This is a genomic window from Acinetobacter bereziniae LMG 1003 = CIP 70.12 (assembly GCF_000368925.1).
GTDB classification, from domain to species: Bacteria; Pseudomonadota; Gammaproteobacteria; order Pseudomonadales; family Moraxellaceae; genus Acinetobacter; species Acinetobacter bereziniae.
Genome location: NZ_KB849756.1, coordinates 2,665,506 through 2,685,623, shown reverse-complemented (window position 1 = coordinate 2,685,623; position 20,118 = coordinate 2,665,506). Strand labels below are relative to the sequence as shown.

Genomic DNA, 20,118 nt, shown 5'->3' with positions numbered 1-20,118 from the left:
CTGAGTTCGACAAGGAGCTGCATATCGGTGACCAAACAATATCTTTCTCATCGTTGCCTAATCGCCCCTCCTGATCTTGCGGATGATTTCTTTGCGAATACCGTAATTTATATTGCCCGCCATGATGGAAATGGAGCACAAGGGATTATTATCAATCGTCCTTCTGGCATTCAAGTCAAAGAATTGCTCAATGACTTAGACATCGCAGCAGATAATGTCCATCCACATGAAGTTTTACAAGGGGGTCCTTTACGCCCAGAAGCAGGCTTTGTTCTGCATACTGGACAACCGACTTGGCATTCTTCAATTGCAGTGGGTGAAAATCTTTGTATCACCACCAGTAAAGATATTTTAGATGCGATTGCCCATAATGAAGGGGTCGGGCGTTATCAAATTGCTTTGGGTTATGCCAGTTGGACTAAAAATCAATTGGAAGAAGAAATTGCTCGTGGAGATTGGTTGATTTGTGACTCAGATATGGATCTGGTATTTAATTTACCTTATACCGACCGTTGGGATGCAGCTTATCGTAAAATAGGCATTGATCGTACTTGGTTAGCTTCTGAGATTGGACATGCCTGATTTAAATTCACCGCAACTCATTATTGCATTTGATTTTGGTACACAAAAAATGGGCATGGCGGTGGGTTCATCTCTCATTGAAAGTGCAACACCGCTTGCACTTTTCCCGATGAAAGATGGCATCCCCAATTGGGATGAGCTGTTAAAAATCGTTAAACAACACCAACCAAATTTATTTTTGGTCGGCTTGCCGCTCAATATGGATGATTCTGAATCTGAATTATCAACCCGAGCACGTAAATTCGCACGGCGCTTACGCCATCAAACCAACATTGAAACAGTTATGGTTGATGAACGTTTGACCACCCGTGAAGCACGAGATGAACTTGAACATTATCAAGCTCAGGGGCGTGCAAAAAAATTAGCCGCTGACAGTATCGCAGCTGCATTATTTATCGAAAGCTGGTATCGAAATCCTGAAGGGATTACGCCATAATTTGAGTCATTTAAATGTCAAAGACCTTTGTAATTTATGGTGTCAGTAAGGGCTTAGGGCAAGCCCTTTTACAAACAATTCCGCAAAGACAAGATCAGGTTTTTGGCGTTTCTCGTTCAAAACCTGAATCATATCTGCCAAATTTTCATTGGATTTGTGCTGATCTTGCTCAACCTGAACAAGCAAGAGATACTGTTAAACATCAAATCCAGCGTCAAACGGTCGACTATCTGATTTACAATGTCGGTATTTGGGAAGAAAAAGCATTTGATACAGATTATGCATTTGAACAATGTTCAGATTTAGAAATTTCCAATTTAGTTCAGACCAATATTCAATCCTGCATTTTGGCAATTCAGTCCTTACTAGAAAATTTACGCCTTTCTGCAAATGCCAAAATCATCTTAATTGGTTCCACATGGGGACTTGATAACCATTCTGGAAAAGAAGTGGTATTCTCTGCCACTAAATTTGCTTTACGAGGGATTGTACATGCTTTACGTGAAACATTACGCAAAGATCAAATTGGGATTAGTGTTTTAAACTTAGGTTATTTGGCCACGGAATTTGATATCAGCACCCCCATAGATGAAGTAATTTTGCAGAGTGATGCTCAACTAATCCCTTTGCAAGACGTAGTGCTTGCCATTCAATTTATATTATCAACCAGCAAAGCAAGTTGTGTAAAAGAAATCGATATGCCTGCAATGGCAGATTTGAATCTATAAAAAAACCCATCATCTGATGGGTTTAAAATTTAAAGTTTAATGACTGAAATTGATCATTTCTTATCTTTTTCCAAAATATGTACTGTCACTGTACGCCCTGCAACAAATGCCAATGAATCATGCGGAACATCATCTAAAACAATTTTAACAGGAACACGCTGTGCTAAACGTACCCAACTGAACGTTGGATTCACATTCGCCAACAATCCTGAAGAAGTGGTTCGCTCACGGTCTTCAATCCCAGATGCAATACCTTGAACATGCCCTTTATATTTGATGGAATCACCCATTAACTGTACAGTCACTGGATCATTTAAATGAATTTTATTAAGCTTGGTTTCTTCAAAATAACCAACCACATACAACTGTTTTCGATCTAACAAGGCCGCAACAGCTTGACCAACTTTGACATAGTTTCCGACGCGTAAATCAAAATTAGATAATGTTCCATCCGCAGGCGCCAATACCTCTGAACGTTGTAAATTCAGTTGAGCAAGGTGCACACTACTATTTGCCGCTTCAATCAAGGCTTTTTGTTGCTTGATACTGGCTTCTGCCTGTTGCACAGCAGCTTCAAGTTGTTGATGCTCAGCATGAGTTTGATCTCGTGTCGCAAACATTTGATCTTGCTCTTGTTTAGAAATTGCACCATCCATTAAATCCGAATATCGGCGTGCATTTTTATCAGCAAGATTAATGTTGGCTTTCGACTTCACAATATTGGCTTTTGCCTCAGCAAGTGCAGCTTCCGCTTCAGCAAGTCCAGATTGTGCTTTGGCGAGATCGGATTTGGCCTGCTCAACATCCAAAGCCTGACGAGCCACATCAATTTTAAATAACACCTGTCCCTTTTTCACCGTTTGGTTATCTTGAACCATCACCTCTGTGACTAATCCAGCAATATCAGACGATACTTGAATGACATCTCCACGAATACGACCATCTCGTGTCCATGGCTCAGCATTGTAATAATTCCAAATATGTCGTGCGCAAAGTATCGCAATAATGATTACAATAGCTAAGGATATTGGGCGTATAGCCTTACGTATATCAAACGTTTTCATTTCACAAATCCAATCATTAAACTTAAATTTTTAAAACCTGAAACTTTAAAACCAACAATCTATAGACGCTAAGTCGTGATCTGAATAAAAATCCAATGTATTGACCACAATAAAATCAAATAGGTACAGATGTTGAAGATGCCTGGCAATGCAATCCATTCTTTTTCAACCAAGCGATCTGTACCAATACAAACAATTTTCCAAATCAAAAAAGCCACAACAGCTTGGATTAAAAATATTGGGACATAAACACCATAAATATTTAGCTCACCCATATTTATGCTCCAAGTAAAGGTAAAGAAGGCTGTCGCTCAGTCTGTTGAATATGACACATACTGCTTCGAATATTATTCACTGAAATTTCAATACGATGTCGAATGTCTTCATCACCAACGGCTTGCACATCATCGATCACTTGATCAAATTGTTGGATCAATTGCTGTTTTATATGATCGGTAGGTTGGCTATGCTTTTTCTCCGTCCACCACCGTTCAAGCAGATCTTGTAATTTGACAATCGATCTTGTGCTTGCTGATTCCGGAGAAAGCTTTCGCACCAGCTCTTGTAAACGGGTTAAATCAATTGCAGCACTTGATTCAATTAATGCGTTATTAATTTCTACTTTGAGTTGTTCTGACTGAATCTGCTTGGTATTTAAAACACCAATACGATCGAGAATACTTCTTAAATGAATTCTAAAGCCTGTACCATAAGGCATCGTGATACTTTCACGCATTGCTTTATAGTGTAAGGTCAACATGCGTTTTACGGTCATTTCAGGTGACATCGAACGGACCATTTGCATGACACAAACTGAAATAATTGGTCCAATCACCGTTGCAATTGAAGCATCGAAAAAGGTGACTTGATCCATCATATAGCGGTTTTGTAAATTCAATCCCATGACAGTACTCATAATCAGCGGCAAGCCCAGTGCATGTAAAGGTGGATGCAAATACAACATCACACAAAACATAATGAAAGGTGCCAATACGATAGCTAATTCCCAAAAAGCGGTCACATGAGGAAAAATGCCATAAGCATAAATAAAAACCAGAAATGCAGCATAAACACTGGCACGAATAAAAATTTTTAATGCAGGTACAGGATCATCCATGAATGTCAGAATACAGGCAGTAATTGCCGCCATCTCAGCCAACATAAAGCCCATTTTCCAACCGCTTAAAATCCAGAATGTACAAGCAAGTAAGGTGGTGAGAAATGCGGAAATTCCACCTCGAACAGCAACACCGTAATCACGATGCAAACTTGGATAGGTGGTGGTTAATGGTGTAATGGATTCTGGTAAGGTGTTGTCTCCCCGTTGCATACATTGCCAAATCAATTTCACCGCACGCACATTTTGAATAAAATGACGAATATCCATTTTCAAGCTGCCCAGAATAATCTGTTGCTCAGGAGATGCATGATCAACAATGGCTTGAAAATCGGATTCAAAATGCTCAGGTAAATGTTTTAGCTGATGTTCAAGAATGACACGTTCATTATCTAAAAAGTCATCTACATTACGATGAAACTTTTGCAAATACGGACGATAGTTCAGATCAATTTGATCCAACTGTTTCATTCTTTCAGACATCGCGACCAAATTTGCCACCAACATCGTCACTTGATGCAATAGTTCCTGTAATGGCTTGGTCATCCCTTTAAATTTAGATGTTTCATAACTTAAATGCACCGCCATGGTATGAATATCAGTGGTGTCACGTGTGATATTTGCCAAGAGCTGAGTATAATTTTCAGAATGTTGAGCATCTGACAAAATAGAGTCAAATGCCTGTTTTGTGTCTTGCATGGTTTTAGATACGCGCATTTGAATAACAGGTCCAATATGCATGGGAAATATCGTTGCTGAGACAACTGCACTACACACAACGCCCAAGGAGATTTCTAAAAATCGCCCCACTGCCATATCAAAAATTGAAACGGTATCAATGTAAAAAATTGAGTTAAAACAAATAATAACTGCGGTATAACCTGCCAACATCACCACATAACTGCGTGGTGAGCGATCAATTAAAGACAAATAAAGACACAACCCTACCCAAGCTGCCAAGACAAAAGTAAATAACCACGGCGTATTGACCAAATGAGGCATCACGGCAATTGCAAAAATCGCCCCAAACAAGGTCCCTAAAATCCGATAAATACTTTTAGATGCCAGCATTCCCGAATACGGATTAGCAATCACAAAAACTGTACCAATCGCCCAAATGGGATAACTGAGGTTGAGTTCAAACGCAATATATAACGCCAACATGCCAGCAATAAATGTTTTAGTCGCAAAAATCCAATCCAGTTTATTGGGTCTAAAAGCCAATAGTGGTTTGATTAATAACATGTTTGCGACTCACGATGATTGAATAATGTTGGTTTTTGAGCTGTACGATTTATCTTTTGTTTTATTCACGACCAAAAAAACGCACTGCTTAAAGAAATAAACAGTGTGATGAATAAAAACTGAATAGAGGAACAAATTTAGGATTTTGCTCAGTACAACCATTGAGTAGAGAAAGACTCAATTGACAATGAAAATTTATGCTCAAAATTTAAACTATTTTTCAATAGATAAATTTCGTCATTGGATATTCATGTAGACAATTTTTTCAAAAAACCTCAAATAAGTCAATAAAAATATCTTATTTTGATAATAAACCACAATATAGTTTAAATCATTACTTAAATGTAGTGCATTTTCTCAAAATTAGCACTAAAGTAAAAAATCTAGAATCATTTGCAATTACATTGCAAATTCGGCTGTTTTTTCTTGAACAATTTGTTATAAAGTAACATTAATTTTTTATTTTTTGATTCTCACTTATTGAGTAGGTCATCAATGGCACTTTCAAGTTTTGGCAAAATTCTCACCGTCTTAGATTTATTTTCGGTGTCTCGCCCAGTAATTAATGTCGATGTGATTTGTGAAGAGCTTGGTCTATCGAAACCGACCAGCTATCGTTATTTGAAAGAATTAGTGTCGGCTGATATTTTGCAACGTTTAAATGGAACCTCAGGTGACTATACACTGGGTCCTAAAATTGCAGTCATGGATTATATTTCTAGAACGACAGATCCATTGGTGCGTATCAGCAAGCCATTTATGCAAGAAATCTCAGAACGTACAGAACTGTGTTGCCTGTTGACACATTTAAATGATGACTACTGTATCGATGTTCATCATGAGGTTTATCGTGATGAAACGTTATTATCTTATGGGCGTGGTTGTCCTCGTCCAGTATTTATGGGTTCATCACCCAAAGTGATCATTGCCCATTTACCTAAGCAAAAAATTCATGACTATTACAATCGTTTTGCGACCCAACTGGCAGAGGTCAACTTTGCTGAAAATGCTGAAACTTTTATCAATAAAATGAAAAAAATCAAAAAACAAGGCTTCTATTTTTCGCAAGGTGAATTAGATCCAAATGTTTCAGGTCTGTCTATTCCAGTTAAATTCTCAAGCAAAGAAGCACCTTTAGCGCTTACTGTACTTGCCTCTAAAAATCGTTTTGAATACGTCAATACTCAAAAGCTGATTGAAACCTTACAAGATTCAGCTGCTCAAATCGAAAAACGTTACCAAGCTCTTTCTGCCAATGATCAACTTTCTGCCTTTCATCCACAAGAAGGAATAAATTGATAATTTAACATTTTGTAATGTTTTTCTCTCTTGATAATGTTTTTACATTCTCATAATATGATTATGTTCTTCAGTAATCCATGATATTTTGGCATTGTTTTTCAGAAAACAATGCCTCCTCAGAGTAAGAAAGCCTATGCCCTTAAACATAGGCTTTTTTATGCGTACTAGTTTATTTATGATTAGACGACTTGTATTAAAAATTTGATTTACCCAGATGACCTAAAAAAAATAATTCAGGTGATTGGCGAATCATGCTTTTTTAGAAATAATCCAAATATCAAACAATAAAATCATCATTATTTTTCAAGGACTGCTATGAATATTCTTATCGTTCACGCTCACCCTGAACCACTTTCGTTTACCACAGCACTTAAAGATCATGCTGTGCAAGTCTTAGAAAACATAGGACATGCTGTAGAAGTCTCAGACTTATACGCAATGAACTTTAATCCCGTTGCATCTCAAGCAGACTTTGATAGTCGAAGCAACCAAGAATATTTGAATTATGCTTTAGAACAACGTCACGCATCGAAAACCCATGATCTTGCACAAGACATTCAAATTGAAATTGAAAAAGTGCAAAAAGCAGATTTATTAATTTTCAGTTTTCCCATGTATTGGACTTCTGTACCTGCCATTTTAAAAGGATGGATTGATCGAGTCTTTGTTTCAGGTATTTTTTACGGTGGTAAACGTTTTTATAATCATGGTGGTATGTTAGGCAAAAAAGCAATGCTCAGTTTTACCCTCGGTGGTCGTGACCATATGTTCGGGCAAAACGCAATTCATGGCGCTATTGACGATTTATTGCTTCCTATTCAGCGTGGCACACTGGCTTATGTTGGATTTGACGTACTACCTCCATTTATTGCCTATCATGTACCCTATATTACCGATGAAGCTCGCCAGCAATTATTACAACAATATCAGCAACATTTGCAGAATTTAGAACAGTTACAAGCTTTAGAATTTCCAAAACTAGAACAGTTTGATGACAAACTTTATCCACTTTAACAAGTATTCGTTGAGATAAAAAAAGCCATTATTTCGTAAATATCATTACTGCGATTCAGTTGGATAAAAATAGCGAAAAGTCAAATTTACCCGTGGCTCCACCACGCGTGTAGATTTGGCGAGCATATGTTTCCAATAACGTTGTGTCCTTCCTCGCATCAGAATCAACTGTCCACTTTGTAAGCTTAAATCTACCTTTTCAGCTTTCCATTTGTGTTTGAAACTAAACTTTCGTGTTGCACCAAAACTCAGTGAGGCAATCACAACATTTCTTTCTGGCGACTCCAAAGAAGGCTCATCATCACTGTGCCAACCTACGCCTTGTGTGCCATTTTCATATAAATTGGCAAGACATGAATTATAAGTATACCCAGTCAATTGCTCGATATGTTGCTTTAGTCGGAATAATGCGGGATTCCAAACATGTGCCTGTTTTGCCATGCCTGAATAATGATATTGATAATGATCATCGCCATACCACACCACTTTACGCTCAGTTTGATAATATTGCCCATGCAAATACACTTCATCGTGCTGCCAAGCCAAATGTTGTAAGAAATAAAATAAATATTTTTGACTTTGTTCATGGTCTAAGATCAAGCCAAAATCCTTCACTTCCCCATCACAAGGCAGTAAATTATCTTTCGCTTCAGGTTCAAACAGTTCTAGATTCATCGCTAAACAATCATACACATGTCTACTTAAAGTTTACTTTAGCGCTTCACAATTCAAAACACATGAAGTACTTGTGACAAAATTTATTCAGTTCTAGACTAAAAGCAAACCTAAAAAGCAAAAACTTATGAATTTATGGCAATTATTTCTAAAACTACGCCCCTTTGTACGTCCCTATCGCTGGCTCGTCATCGTGACCTTACTGTTAACACTGATCGGTTCACTGACTGCACAGGTCAATGCACTGACCCTTAAATATGCCGTAGACAATATCAATCAGCTGATTCAAGCAGGACAAGGGTTGGCGGATGGATGGCATATCATTATCACCATCACCCTTGTTTTATTGGGAAAGGAGGTCATCAATGCCATTGTGCAATTCGGGCAAAAGTCATTTGGTGAAAAACTAAGGATTTTAATTTCACAAGACCTTTCGCAAGGAATCATTGAGAAATTCATTACCTATCGGCTGGCTTTTTTCGATCAACAGAATAATCAAGCAGGCAAATTACAAACACGTATTGATCGTGGAGTCAGCTCACTGACTCGTCTTGTACAGATCTTTTTTATTGATATTTTACCGCTATTTAGCAGCGCAATTATCGCTTTAGCTTTAATGTATTATGCCAATTTTTGGGTCGGTTTAGTTGCTACCATTATTGTTCCTATTTACTTCTGGTTGACCTTTAAACAGTCGCAAAAACTGTCTGGTAAACGGCGTGCATTGCGCGATAATTTTGAAAAAAAGAATCAAGGCATTCTCAGTATTATCAATTCAATTACTGTCATTAAATCCTTTAATAAAGAAAGTGTTGAATCAACCAAACAGTTGAATCTACAAAAATCACTCACCGAAAATCAAATGCAAACCCGCCAAACCAGCTATCTTTTTGATGGTTTGAAAACGTTTATTGAACAAGTGGGTGTGGTTTTCATCATCATTTTAACAGCTTATTTTGTGTTAGATGGTCAAATGAGTATCGGTATGATCATGTACCACGTGTTGTTGTTTAATAATGTCTCTGCACCTATTCGTTCTTTACATCGTATTTATGATGAAATTAACTCGGCAATGATTTACTCCGAAAGCTTCTTTAATATTTTAGAAGCGGACAATGAGATCGAAGCCAGTGGCTCACGACAACCTAAAATTCTAGGCAAATTTGAACTTGAACATGTCGATTTTACCTATCCCAATGGTTATCAGGCTTTGCATCATATCAACATGACCATACAACCTAATAAAATCACTGCATTGGTGGGCTTATCAGGCGCAGGAAAATCTACACTGATCAGTTTATTAGATAAATTTTATCTTCCGAATGCAGGCTGTATCAAACTGGATGGGATTGATTTAGAAGAAATTGACACCCACTACCTCCGTGAACATATTGGTTTAGTGCTACAAAAAAATCATATTTTTCAGGGTTCTATTTTAGAAAATATTCGTTATGGCAAACCTCAGTCCAGTAATGAGGAAGTAATACAAGCTGCAAAAAAAGCTTCAATTCATGAACAGATTTTAAAACTGCCACATGCCTACGAAGCTGATGCTTTATTGTTATCAGGTGGTCAGCAACAACGCATTGCGCTTGCCCGTATGTTTCTTAAAAATCCACCCATTATCTTTTTAGATGAACCTACAGCAAGTTTAGATGCAATCGCGGCTGAACAAATTAAACAAAGTCTGGACGAAATCAAGCAAGGTCGAACGGTGATCATGATTTCACATAGTCTTTCGCAAATTATTGATGCTGACTACACTTATGTCATGAAGGATGGACAAATTGTCGAGCATGGCGAACATCATGAGCTTTACCATCAAGATGGCACTTATAAAGAAATTTTTGATGCCATGGCAAAAAGTTTGAATATTGAAAAAATTGCTCAAACTTTTGAAGATGATACTGAGGAAGAAACCCATAGCTAATGATAGTGATGGACTATTGTTCAAATCAGTGTATTTAAACATTCAGTATTCAATCGCACTATGATGAAAATAGTCTCGTTCTATCATTATGTTATACAATTATTAAACAATGATTTGATTGAATAGCTTCAACCCTAAATAGAACAAGATAACCTGAGTTCGATAAAAATCCTTGATGAAAGATGATACATCCAAAACGCCTGATTATTCATACAAGTGATTTGGATGATTCATTTATTTTGTATTTTTGAATCATCGATGGTCTTGCGATCGTGAGGCGACATGGATGTCGCCATGTTGAGCGGGGGTATAAGGATGTACCTCTCGCTCAACGAAAGATTTTTGTCACTTTTCATCTCTGAAAAGTGAGGCATCGCCTAAACTTTAGCACTAAAGCGTGGCAGTGCAAGCTCTAGATCATCAAACAATCTATTGATCGCTTTCATTTTATTGATCAAGAGAAATGAAACGCTATTGATGGTTGCGCTTGCGGAGCTCCGCTCCTCATCCTAAAATTGGATGAAAACGCAGCAAGACTCCATAGAGATTTATTATTTTTCAATGAGTAGAAGATTTAATTACATCAAACTCAGGTCAAGATAAGACCAATAAAAAAAGCCATTCTCAATTGAAAATGGCTTCTTTGTTTCGACAAAATGACTCTTAAACTTTGAAATGGTTCAAAAGCACATGCAGATTAAGTTATTTCCATTTAACTGCTTGCACTTCTGATTTTTTAGAAGTATCAGGTTCATTGGTACTACAACCGCACCCACCACCACAACCACTCACCATTGCAGGCTGAGTCCATTGTGCTAAACGCGTCCAACCTCTCGCTTGAAAGAATTGAGACAGTTTAGAAAATACCGAATATGCCGACTTAGGAAATACTTTCTTAAACACAAAGATCGCACTCCATATCACCAATACCGCAACAATCAATGATTCAATCATCTCGAACTCCTTTAGCTCAAAGGTTTAAGGTTTTTTAATTCACCTTATAGACCAAAATAGCGTGATGCAATTTGATAAGTCAGGAATGCCATAAGATATGCTAGACCAAATAAATATATGGTCATACCTGCCACAGTTTTCCACGAACCTGTTTCACGTCTTACTGTTGCCAATGTCGCCAAACAATGAGGTGCATAGATAAACCACACCAGTAATGATAAACCTGTTGCCACTGTCCAGCTCAAGTCACCTTGGCTGATCAAATGAGATAGACCTTGAGCAACAGCATCATCATCTGCTGCTGACAATGCGTAAACCGTACCCAATGCAGCAACAACAACTTCACGTGCAGCCATCGCTGGAATTAAGGCAATACAAATCTGCCAGTTAAAACCTAATGGTGCAAAGATCGGTTGCATGACATGCCCCAGCATCCCTGCAAATGAATAGTCAATCGCAGGTAAAGTTGCGCCTTCAGGCGGTTGAGGGAAAGTACACAAGAACCATAACAAGATCGACAAAGCGAAGATAATTCCACCCACACGCTTTAAGAAAATCTTGGCACGGTCTAATAACCCAATCCAAACGCTTTTTATATCAGGAATACGATAACTTGGTAATTCCATCAATAACGCATGTTGAGATTTATCCTTTTGGAAAAATTTCAGTACAGTTGCAACAATCAGTGCACTGACAATGCCTGCCATATACAGACCAAACAGCACCAAGCCTTGTAGGTTCAGAAAGCCCCAAACCATTTTTTCCGGAATAAATGCTGCAATTAACAAAGCATATACAGGTAAACGTGCCGAGCATGTCATCAGTGGTGCAACCAATATCGTAACCAAACGATCTCGCGGATCACTGATACTTCGTGTCGCCATAATACCTGGTACAGCACAAGCAAAACTTGATAATAATGGGATAAAAGCTCGACCACTTAAGCCAGCTTTAAACATCAATTTATCCAGCAGAAACGCAGCACGTGGCAAATACCCAGATTCTTCTAAGACCAAAATAAAGAAGAATAAAATCAGAATCTGTGGCAAGAAAACCACCACACTACCTGCCCCCGCGATCACACCATCAACCACCAAACTATTAAGCAATGGCTGTGAAATAAATTGTCCAATCCACTCACCAAACCAAGCAAAGAATTCTTCAATTCCATCCATAAATGGTGCAGCCCAAGCAAAAACGGCTTGGAACACGACAAACATCATGAGTGCAAGGCTTAGAAGCCCTAAAACAGGATGCAGGAAAATTTTATCGAGAAAATCAGTACGTTTATCTTCATGATCTACAAAAACCACCACATCCTTTAAGATTTGATCGATTTTTTCATGATTAGAACCTGAAAGCTTCACATCACTCAATTCTGCGCTTGGGGTACGGAATTTCTCATCTTCCAAAGCCGCCATCAGGTTTTCAATACCAGCATTTCGCACAGCAACTGTTTCAACGACAGGAATACCTAAACGTTGTGATAGTTTCTGAGTGTTGATTTGCATACCACGGCGACGAGCCTCATCCATCATGTTTAATACAAGTAGAATTGGTTTGCCTTGTTCAATCACTTCAAGAACCAGACCTAAATGCAATTTTAAGTTGGTCGCATCGACCACACATAAAAACGCTTGTTGATCTTGTTCATCTGTAATTTTACCCAAGACCACATCACGGGTAATGGCTTCATCTGGACTTGTTGCATTTAAGCTATACGTTCCAGGTAAATCTAAAACACGAACCGCGCGACCTGAAGGTAAATTAAATGCTCCAACTTTACGTTCAACAGTCACCCCTGCATAGTTGGCAACTTTTTGGCGTGTTCCAGTAAGGTGATTGAAAAGAGAAGTTTTACCGCAGTTAGGATTTCCCACTAAAGCAATACGTAAAGTTTCGCTCATGCGGAAGCCCCTTCTAATGCCTGATGAATTTCAATTTTCTGCGCTTCCACTTTACGTAAAGCAAATCGAGTAAAACCAATTTGAATTAAAATAGGATCACCACCAAAAATCCCTTTTGTGATCACTTGTACACGTGTGCCAGGCACAAAACCTAGTGTTTCCAAACGGCTTGCCACTAAATCTGGCTGATTGACATTATCTTCTGAGGTGCGACTGACCTTTGAGATAATGGCAGTTTGCTTTACTTTCAAGTCTGACAAACGCACTGCAATTAACCCTAAAATGAATACGATATATAGTTTATTATACATACAAATGAGAATAATTACCAAGTAAGGTTCATTACAATTCTCATTCACTTTAGGTATTCGACTTCTTTATTTTTTTAGTCTACATTCATCTCACAGAGACGCTTTAAACTTTGCTAAGACCATGTTAAATAAGAAACCACGTATTCCAACTGCAGTTGCCATTCCTGAAAATTTAAGCTTTTTACAAGGTTTTCGTGATTATTTAATTGCTCAAACGGTCAGTCCGCATACAAGAAATGCCTATTTATCCGACTTAATCCAATGTAGTGAATGTGTAAATACTTATTTACCCGATTGGACACATGACGATATTTCCGATGTCCTCATAGAATTGACCAAGCAAGGTAAAAGCCCACGCTCGATTGCACGCTCACTTTCAGCACTCCGTTCATTTTTTAAATTTTTACGTGAGCAAAAGATTCGTTTAGATAATCCAGTTGCCATGCATAAAACTCCCAAACTTGGACGAGCATTGCCTAAAGATCTATCTGAGCAAGATGTAGAGGCGCTGATCCAAGCACCTGATATAAGTACAGCATTGGGCTTACGTGACAGAGCCATGTTTGAAGTTCTCTATGCTTGTGGATTGCGTGTATCAGAACTTTTAAATTTAAGACTCGATTTGATCAATTTAAAACAGGGTTATTTAAGAATTACAGGTAAAGGAAATAAAGAAAGATTGGTCCCATTAGGTGAGGTTGCTTGTGAATGGGTTGAACAATACCTAAATACCTCTAGACCGCAGCTGTATAAGTCAGCAACCGATTACTTATTTTTAACCCAGCATGGTGGCATCATGAGTCGGCAAAACTTTTGGTATGCCATCAAACGCTATGCTTTACAGGCAAACATTCAAGCAGAGTTATCACCACATACACTCCGCCACGCCTTTGCAACACATCTACTCAACCATGGTGCTGATTTACGTGTGGTGCAAATGCTTTTAGGGCATAGTGATCTATCCACCACTCAAATTTATACTCATGTGGCACAGGTGCGTATGCAGCAATTACATGAAAAATATCACCCACGCGCATAAGATTTTCAAATGGAAGTAATACTGATAATTTACATCCCTTAATCAAGTTTTAAAGTATGGCTTTGATTTTTTTGCTATGCTAATTCCCCACACAATAATGCTGAAGAAACATAAAAGAGTTATTTATGCAATTGAATCGTTCAAAATTGATGTTGGCTTGTCTGATTGCAAGCACGATGGCAGTGAGTGCTTGTTCAAAAACGCCAGACTCAAAAAAAGATGACACTTTGACTGCAACAGCACCCGCAACTGGTGAGGCATCAAATTTAACTGAACGTGACGCTAAACAACGCCTCATCCAAACACTACAAGCCAATTTCAAGAAAGCAGGCGTGAATGCTAAAATCTTGGATGCTAAACCGACTGAAATGCCAAATCTGTATTGGATCAGTATGGAAGGAATGAGTTCAGTCTATGCCACTGCTGACGGTAAATTTTTAATCCAAGGTGATGTCATTCGTTTAGGCGGTGAAAAACTCAGTAGTATCGGTGACAAGCTTCAAGCAGCTGAAAATAAAAAACACTTTGCTGATTTAAATGTTAAAGACCTCTTGGTTTATCCAGCACAAGGTAAAGTTAAACATGTGATTTATGTGTTTACTGATGCAAGCTGCCCGTATTGCCATAAACTGCATGAACATATTGGTGAAATCACCGCAAAAGGTATTGAAATACGCTATATCCCTTGGCCTCGTGGCGAACAGTTTATTCCAACCATGGAAAGCATTTGGTGTAGTGCTGATCGCCATAGCGCATTCAATCAAGCCATTGCAGGTACTGCCCTTCCACCTGCAACATGTAAAAACCCAGTCCGTGACCTTTATGCTTTAGGTTTAAGAATGGGCGTAAATGGTACCCCTGCAATCTACAATGCAGATGGTGAATATCTGGGCGGTTACATGACAGCTGATGAAATCGAAAGCCGTTTAAATAAATAATTTTTATCAGTAAATTTACTATTATTTATAGCTCAATATAAAGATGCGCCAGACTCTAGAGTTTGGCGCATTTTTTAGCTATGATCTAAGCTTAATATAATTTATATGCATAATTGGAGTGTGACGTGAAACCAGTTCGTCTGGCAATACTCGGTCTAGGAACCGTAGGCGGTGGAGCCCTTAAACTACTACAAGAAAACGCTGCTGAAATTAGACGTCGCACCGGTCGAGAAATTGAAATTACCCACGTAGGCACTCGTCGTCCACGTCCAGATCTAAATTTACCAGCAAGTGTGAAGCAAAGTGCAGATCTGTTAGAGATCGTTCGCCAACCCGATGTAGACGTTGTGGTTGAAGTTATGGGCGGAATTCATCCTGCTTATGAAGTCATTATGGAAGCCATCAAACATGGTAAACAAGTGGTGACTGCAAATAAAGCCTTACTTGCTGAACATGGTAATGAGTTATTTAAAGCAGCAGATGATCATCATGTACAGATTGCCTATGAGGCAGCTGTTGCAGGCGGCATCCCAATTATTAAAGTCATTCGTGAAGGCTTGGCAGCCAATAAAATTGAATGGCTTGCAGGTATCATCAACGGAACAGGTAACTTTATCCTCACAGAAATGAGTGAAAAAGGTCGTGCCTTTGCTGATGTTCTCAAAGAAGCACAAGAGCTAGGCTATGCAGAAGCTGACCCAACATTCGATGTTGAAGGGATTGATGCGGCACATAAACTGACGATTCTTGCATCATGTGCATTTGGTATCCCTTTACAGTTTGACAAAGTCTATACTGAAGGAATTACCAAAGTAACGGCACAAGACGTTAAATATGCTGAAGAGCTTGGGTATAAAATCAAACATTTGGGCATAGCACGTCGTTCAACTAAAGGCATTGAATTGCGTGTTCATCCAACATTAATTCCTGAAGAAGAATTGATCGCCAATGTAAATGGCGTCAAGAATGCAGTATTGGTACAAGCCAACGCTGTTGGACCAACACTTTACTATGGTGCGGGTGCGGGTGCAGGTCCAACTGCCTCTGCTGTGGTTGCTGATGTGGTCGATATTGTTCGTGACATCATATATACAGAAGATGGCTCAGGTACAATTCCACAATTGGCTTTTGAAGCCCTTTCAGACTTGCCTATTTTATCTAGTGATGAAATGACTACAGGTTACTATTTGCGTTTAAATGCTGAAGACCAAACAGGCGTACTTGCAGATGTCACCACTATCTTAAGCCGTACAGGAATCAGTATTGATGCAATTATGCAGCAACCTCGTTTAAAAGATTTAATCCCGATTGTGATTTTGACAGATCCAATCGTTGAATCAAAAATGAATGAAGCGATTGCACAAATTCAAGCCTTACCTGCTATTCATGGCGAAATCGTACGAATTCGTTTAGAATTGCTCGATAACTAATCGGATTTAATCCTCCCCTCATCTGCATCGATAACAAAGATGCAGATAAATTCGCCATTTCAAACAGACCAAATGGTGAATTTAGCTTCTTTGATAAGAGGCTAGAGGCGAAAGAATACCTTTATTTGCTCTACATACAACTGGAACACCATCATGTCTAATGCCAATCGCTATACAGGACTTGTTGATCGCTATCGTGACCGCTTACCCGTATCGAAAACTACACGTGCTATCTCTTTAAATGAAGGGAACACGCCTCTCATTAAATTAGACAACATTCCACGTCTTATTGGCAAAAATGTTGAAATTTATGTGAAATACGAAGGTTTAAACCCAACGGGTTCATTTAAAGACCGCGGTATGACCATGGCTGTGACCAAAGCAGTTGAAGAAGGTTCTAAAGCGATTATTTGTGCATCTACAGGAAATACCTCAGCGGCGGCTGCTGCTTATGCTGCGCGTGCAGGAATCAAAGCATTTGTCTTGATCCCAGAAGGCAAAATTGCCATGGGTAAAATGGCTCAAGCGATGATGTACGGTGCGATTACCATGCAAATCCGTGGTAACTTTGATGATGGTATGCGTCTAGTGAAAGAAGTTGCAGATAAAGCGCCTGTAACTATTGTAAACTCGATCAATCCATATCGTTTGCAAGGTCAAAAAACCATTGCCTATGAAATTGTAGAAGCACTTGGTCGTGCACCTGATTACCATTGCTTACCTGTAGGAAACGCAGGGAATATCACTGCACATTGGATGGGCTATACTGAAGCAGTGGCGAACCAACCCGTTGAAGCGTTTGAACAAGTGGTTTATGACGCTGAAACAGATCAGTTTACAGGTCCAAATCCTGAAGGTCGCCCTATCATGGTCGGCTATCAAGCTTCAGGTGCTGCACCATTCCTACGTGGTGGCCCAGTTGAAAATCCTGAAACGGTTGCAACAGCAATCCGTATCGGTAATCCACAAAGCTTTAATCATGCAAAAGCCGTTGTACGTGATTCAAAAGGTTGGTTTGATGAGTTAACTGATGCTGAAATCTTAGAAGCGCAACGTTTACTTTCTATGTATGAAGGTGTATTCGTTGAACCAGCATCGGCTGCATCAATCGGTGGTGCTATCCGTGATATTAAAGCAGGTAAAATTGCGGAAGGTTCTGTGATTGTTTGTACTGTAACTGGTAATGGCTTAAAAGATCCAGATACTGCCATCAAACAATGTGAAGATGCTGTTATGTTGTCGATTGATGCGACCTTGAATCAAGTTCGTGACTCAATTCTTTCAAATATGTAATAACGCCTTCGCACTAAAAAACCAGTTGTTCGCAACTGGTTTTTTTATGTCCAACATCAACAGTTACTTGAGTCACTTCATCATTTTGGTTTTATTCTTATTCAGCATAAACTCATATTAAGATGAAGCGCATATAATTTAAAGGCATTCCTTTTTGATTTAAGTTTCTAACAGACAAAAAAAGCTCCTCATGTCGAAGAGCGTTTTTGAAACCCAAATACTTAAATACGTTTTGGTAAATTACTCACCCAATTCAATAAATTGGTTGCGTCATTGGTACGTGCCTGAGAAGAACTTGCACCCAATAACACTACAACAGCTGGACGACTATTCACCGTAGTGTGCATCACTACACAACGTCCAGCTTCATTGATATATCCTGTTTTGGAAATATTGATATTCCATCCACCATTACGAACCAGTGCATTGGTATTATTTGACTTCAGGATACGATAGCCTAAATTGAAATCATAATGCGCTGTAGTCGAGAATTGACGAATTAAGCCATACTGAGATGCCGCACTCACCAAAATGCCTAAATCACGCGCAGAAGACACATTATGAGGATCTAAACCTGTAGACTCGACATAACGTGTAGACGTCATACCTAATTGACGCGCTTTCGCGTTCATGGCTGCAATAAATGCTTGTCGCCCACCCGGATAGGTACGTGCTAAAGCTGCTGCAGCTGGATTTTCAGATTTCATCAACGCCACAAGCAACATTTCAGCACGATTCATGCTATCGCCAACTTTTAAAGTTGAGCTGGAGTTCTTACCACCTGCTCCAGCAAAATCAATTTGTTGAAGTGTAATCTCTTCTGACATATTCAAACGTGCATCTGCTGTAATCACCGCAGTCATTAACTTGGTAATAGAAGCGATTGGCATCGAAGTATTGGTATTTTTACTGTAAAGCACTTCACCCGTTGTTGCATCCATCACGAGTGCAGCACGAGCATTAACTGAAGGTTGACTGTTATAACTATTGGTATCATAAATCTGCACAGACTTGTTAGTCAGTGTTGTTGGTGCAGCATTTGATGGACGAATTGTTGTGGTTAAAGTAGTTGAGCCTTTAGGTGAAATATCTTCACCATCATCATCAACAGAGTCGCCATTTAATAATTGGCTTGCGTCGGAAGATGACCAACTTACACTCGCTTGTCCGCTTCCCCCTGAATTCATGATGATTTCAGCAAAACTTGTTGAACTCAAACTGAGTAGTACTGACAAACTCAGCACATGCATTAACGTTTTTTTTGGTTTTTTCACGATAACTTACTCACCTCAGGGAGGTATTCACAAACTTGCTAATTACCTCAAATATGACTTACATTTACACTCAAACGTGACTATATTAAAACGAATATTTCAATCACAATGTATTGTGCGCAAATATTGAATAGATATTAGGAATAGGATTGCCAATTTTGTTATGTCATTGCAAGTCTTTTTTGCTTTATGTAACAAAAATGTTGATATTGGAAAATTTAAGGAGGTGTAAGTGATTACTGTTTTAGTGGTAGATGACCATGAATTAGTAAGAACAGGCATCTGCAGAATGTTAGAAGATCAGACTGATATTCAAGTCATCGGACAAGCAGAATCTGGTGAAGAAGCCATTACCATTGTAAGGCAGCAACACCCTAATGTCGTTCTTTTAGATGTCAATATGCCTGGTATTGGCGGGGTAGAAACGACCCGTCGTTTATTACAAACTGCTCCTGATACCAAAGTTTTAGCGGTAAGTGGTTTAGCTGAAGAACCCTACCCGTCTCTGCTACTCAAAGCAGGTGCACGGGGTTATATCACCAAAGGTGCACCCATTACAGAAATGGTCCGTGCAATCAAAAAAGTCATGCAAGGTGGAAAATACTTTAGCGCAGATATTGCAGAGCAACTTGCCAGCTCATATTTATCAGATACCCAAACTTCACCCTTCGACGCACTTTCAGAACGAGAAATGCAAGTTGCGATGATGGTGGTGAATTGTGTCAGCGCTCAAGAAATTTCAGACAAACTCTTTGTGAGTGTAAAAACGGTCAATACTTATCGTTACCGTATCTTTGAAAAACTGGGTCTCGATAGTGATGTCAAACTTACTCATCTAGCCATACGTTATGGTCTAATTAAGCCATAAATCTTATAAAA

Annotated in this window: 19 protein-coding genes; 11 read left to right on the top strand and 8 right to left on the bottom strand. The window is 38.9% G+C overall.

Features of this window, described 5'->3' with window-relative positions; genetic code table 11:
• Positions 1-27: 27 nt before the first annotated feature.
• The 3 genes from F938_RS22350 to F938_RS22340 are packed head-to-tail and all read left to right on the top strand — an operon-like array spanning position 28 to position 1,746.
• Positions 28-582, top strand: a complete 555-nt coding sequence (locus tag F938_RS22350) for a YqgE/AlgH family protein (protein ID WP_005035367.1) — start codon at positions 28-30, stop codon at positions 580-582.
• Positions 575-1,018 carry a Holliday junction resolvase RuvX gene (gene ruvX, locus F938_RS22345; protein WP_004826353.1) on the top strand — a complete coding sequence of 148 codons (444 nt, stop codon included), beginning with the start codon at positions 575-577 and terminating at the stop codon, positions 1,016-1,018. The genes F938_RS22350 and ruvX overlap by 8 nt, the downstream gene beginning before the upstream one ends.
• Positions 1,019-1,032: 14 nt before the next feature.
• Positions 1,033-1,746, top strand: coding sequence for an SDR family NAD(P)-dependent oxidoreductase (locus F938_RS22340; protein WP_005035365.1), 714 nt, complete (start codon positions 1,033-1,035; stop codon positions 1,744-1,746).
• Positions 1,747-1,799: 53 nt separating this feature from the next.
• Here the strand turns inward: F938_RS22340 and F938_RS22335 are convergent, their stop codons facing one another.
• The 3 genes from F938_RS22335 to F938_RS22325 form a co-directional block, all read right to left on the bottom strand.
• A complete protein-coding gene (locus F938_RS22335) occupies positions 1,800-2,810 on the bottom strand; it encodes an HlyD family secretion protein (protein ID WP_005035363.1) in 1,011 nt (336 codons plus the stop codon).
• A gap of 68 nt (positions 2,811-2,878) precedes the next feature.
• The gene (locus tag F938_RS22330; RefSeq protein ID WP_005035361.1) at positions 2,879-3,085 is read right to left on the bottom strand and encodes a DUF1656 domain-containing protein; all 207 of its coding nucleotides are present in this window, start codon (positions 3,083-3,085) and stop codon (positions 2,879-2,881) included.
• A gap of 2 nt (positions 3,086-3,087) precedes the next feature.
• On the bottom strand, positions 3,088-5,172 hold the full coding sequence (locus F938_RS22325) for an FUSC family protein (protein WP_005035359.1): 2,085 nt from the start codon (positions 5,170-5,172) through the stop codon (positions 3,088-3,090).
• A gap of 495 nt (positions 5,173-5,667) precedes the next feature.
• On the opposite strand from F938_RS22325, the gene F938_RS22320 reads away from it, so the two are divergent.
• Both F938_RS22320 and F938_RS22315 read left to right on the top strand, forming a co-directional pair.
• On the top strand, positions 5,668-6,471 hold the full coding sequence (locus tag F938_RS22320; RefSeq protein WP_004826344.1) for an IclR family transcriptional regulator: 804 nt from the start codon (positions 5,668-5,670) through the stop codon (positions 6,469-6,471).
• A 318-nt stretch (positions 6,472-6,789) separates the two neighbouring features.
• Positions 6,790-7,488 carry an NAD(P)H-dependent oxidoreductase gene (locus F938_RS22315; protein ID WP_005035356.1) on the top strand — a complete coding sequence of 233 codons (699 nt, stop codon included), beginning with the start codon at positions 6,790-6,792 and terminating at the stop codon, positions 7,486-7,488.
• 45 nt (positions 7,489-7,533) lie between these two features.
• Here F938_RS22315 and F938_RS22310 read toward each other — a convergent pair whose 3' ends face one another.
• On the bottom strand, positions 7,534-8,163 hold the full coding sequence (locus F938_RS22310; RefSeq protein WP_010590788.1) for an alpha-ketoglutarate-dependent dioxygenase AlkB family protein: 630 nt from the start codon (positions 8,161-8,163) through the stop codon (positions 7,534-7,536).
• A 127-nt stretch (positions 8,164-8,290) separates the two neighbouring features.
• Between F938_RS22310 and F938_RS22305 the strand changes: the two genes are divergently transcribed.
• A complete protein-coding gene (locus F938_RS22305; protein WP_005035352.1) occupies positions 8,291-10,093 on the top strand; it encodes an ABC transporter ATP-binding protein in 1,803 nt (600 codons plus the stop codon).
• A 702-nt stretch (positions 10,094-10,795) separates the two neighbouring features.
• On the opposite strand, the gene F938_RS22300 is transcribed toward F938_RS22305, so the two are convergent.
• Genes F938_RS22300 through F938_RS22290 form a run of 3 tightly spaced genes read right to left on the bottom strand, consistent with a single transcriptional unit; the run spans position 10,796 to position 13,220 of the window.
• Complete coding sequence (locus F938_RS22300; protein WP_005035351.1) at positions 10,796-11,047, bottom strand: DUF6587 family protein; 252 nt, start codon at positions 11,045-11,047, stop codon at positions 10,796-10,798.
• A gap of 44 nt (positions 11,048-11,091) precedes the next feature.
• Positions 11,092-12,954, bottom strand: a complete 1,863-nt coding sequence (gene feoB / locus F938_RS22295; RefSeq protein ID WP_005035349.1) for a ferrous iron transport protein B — start codon at positions 12,952-12,954, stop codon at positions 11,092-11,094.
• On the bottom strand, positions 12,951-13,220 hold the full coding sequence (locus tag F938_RS22290; RefSeq protein ID WP_010591216.1) for a FeoA family protein: 270 nt from the start codon (positions 13,218-13,220) through the stop codon (positions 12,951-12,953). Before F938_RS22290 ends, feoB begins: the two co-directional genes overlap by 4 nt.
• 166 nt (positions 13,221-13,386) lie before the next feature.
• Between F938_RS22290 and xerD the strand changes: the two genes are divergently transcribed.
• The 4 genes from xerD to thrC all read left to right on the top strand — a co-directional run bounded on the left by xerD (position 13,387) and on the right by thrC (position 17,965).
• Entirely contained in the window at positions 13,387-14,304 is a 918-nt protein-coding gene (gene xerD / locus F938_RS22285; protein WP_005035345.1) for a site-specific tyrosine recombinase XerD, read from the top strand.
• 125 nt (positions 14,305-14,429) lie between these two features.
• Entirely contained in the window at positions 14,430-15,242 is an 813-nt protein-coding gene (locus F938_RS22280) for a DsbC family protein (RefSeq protein WP_004826328.1), read from the top strand.
• 125 nt (positions 15,243-15,367) lie between these two features.
• Positions 15,368-16,672 carry a homoserine dehydrogenase gene (locus F938_RS22275; protein ID WP_005035343.1) on the top strand — a complete coding sequence of 435 codons (1,305 nt, stop codon included), beginning with the start codon at positions 15,368-15,370 and terminating at the stop codon, positions 16,670-16,672.
• 153 nt (positions 16,673-16,825) lie between these two features.
• Positions 16,826-17,965 (top strand): threonine synthase, encoded by a 1,140-nt coding sequence (gene thrC / locus F938_RS22270; protein WP_005035341.1) that lies wholly within the window; start codon positions 16,826-16,828, stop codon positions 17,963-17,965.
• A gap of 221 nt (positions 17,966-18,186) precedes the next feature.
• Here the strand turns inward: thrC and pbpG are convergent, their stop codons facing one another.
• Positions 18,187-19,239, bottom strand: coding sequence for a D-alanyl-D-alanine endopeptidase PBP7/8 (gene pbpG / locus F938_RS22265; RefSeq protein ID WP_004826319.1), 1,053 nt, complete (start codon positions 19,237-19,239; stop codon positions 18,187-18,189).
• Between the two features lie 232 nt (positions 19,240-19,471).
• On the opposite strand from pbpG, the gene gacA reads away from it, so the two are divergent.
• Positions 19,472-20,107: a response regulator transcription factor GacA gene (gene gacA, locus F938_RS22260; protein WP_004718392.1), complete on the top strand. Its 636-nt coding sequence runs from the start codon at positions 19,472-19,474 to the stop codon at positions 20,105-20,107.
• Positions 20,108-20,118 lie beyond the last annotated feature (11 nt).

Excerpts from the sequence above, each read along its gene's own strand:
- F938_RS22325 (WP_005035359.1), bottom strand. The coding sequence starts at position 5,172 with ATGTTATTAATCAAACCACTATTGGCTTTTAGACCCAATAAACTGGAT.
- F938_RS22330 (WP_005035361.1), bottom strand. The coding sequence starts at position 3,085 with ATGGGTGAGCTAAATATTTATGGTGTTTATGTCCCAATATTTTTAATC.
- F938_RS22280 (WP_004826328.1), top strand. The coding sequence starts at position 14,430 with ATGCAATTGAATCGTTCAAAATTGATGTTGGCTTGTCTGATTGCAAGC.
- F938_RS22310 (WP_010590788.1), bottom strand. The coding sequence starts at position 8,163 with ATGAATCTAGAACTGTTTGAACCTGAAGCGAAAGATAATTTACTGCCT.
- F938_RS22300 (WP_005035351.1), bottom strand. The coding sequence starts at position 11,047 with ATGATTGAATCATTGATTGTTGCGGTATTGGTGATATGGAGTGCGATC.
- xerD (WP_005035345.1), top strand. The coding sequence starts at position 13,387 with ATGTTAAATAAGAAACCACGTATTCCAACTGCAGTTGCCATTCCTGAA.
- F938_RS22340 (WP_005035365.1), top strand. The coding sequence starts at position 1,033 with ATGTCAAAGACCTTTGTAATTTATGGTGTCAGTAAGGGCTTAGGGCAA.
- ruvX (WP_004826353.1), top strand. The coding sequence starts at position 575 with ATGCCTGATTTAAATTCACCGCAACTCATTATTGCATTTGATTTTGGT.
- F938_RS22320 (WP_004826344.1), top strand. The coding sequence starts at position 5,668 with ATGGCACTTTCAAGTTTTGGCAAAATTCTCACCGTCTTAGATTTATTT.
- thrC (WP_005035341.1), top strand. The coding sequence starts at position 16,826 with ATGTCTAATGCCAATCGCTATACAGGACTTGTTGATCGCTATCGTGAC.
- F938_RS22305 (WP_005035352.1), top strand. The coding sequence starts at position 8,291 with ATGAATTTATGGCAATTATTTCTAAAACTACGCCCCTTTGTACGTCCC.
- F938_RS22335 (WP_005035363.1), bottom strand. The coding sequence starts at position 2,810 with ATGAAAACGTTTGATATACGTAAGGCTATACGCCCAATATCCTTAGCT.
- F938_RS22315 (WP_005035356.1), top strand. The coding sequence starts at position 6,790 with ATGAATATTCTTATCGTTCACGCTCACCCTGAACCACTTTCGTTTACC.
- feoB (WP_005035349.1), bottom strand. The coding sequence starts at position 12,954 with ATGAGCGAAACTTTACGTATTGCTTTAGTGGGAAATCCTAACTGCGGT.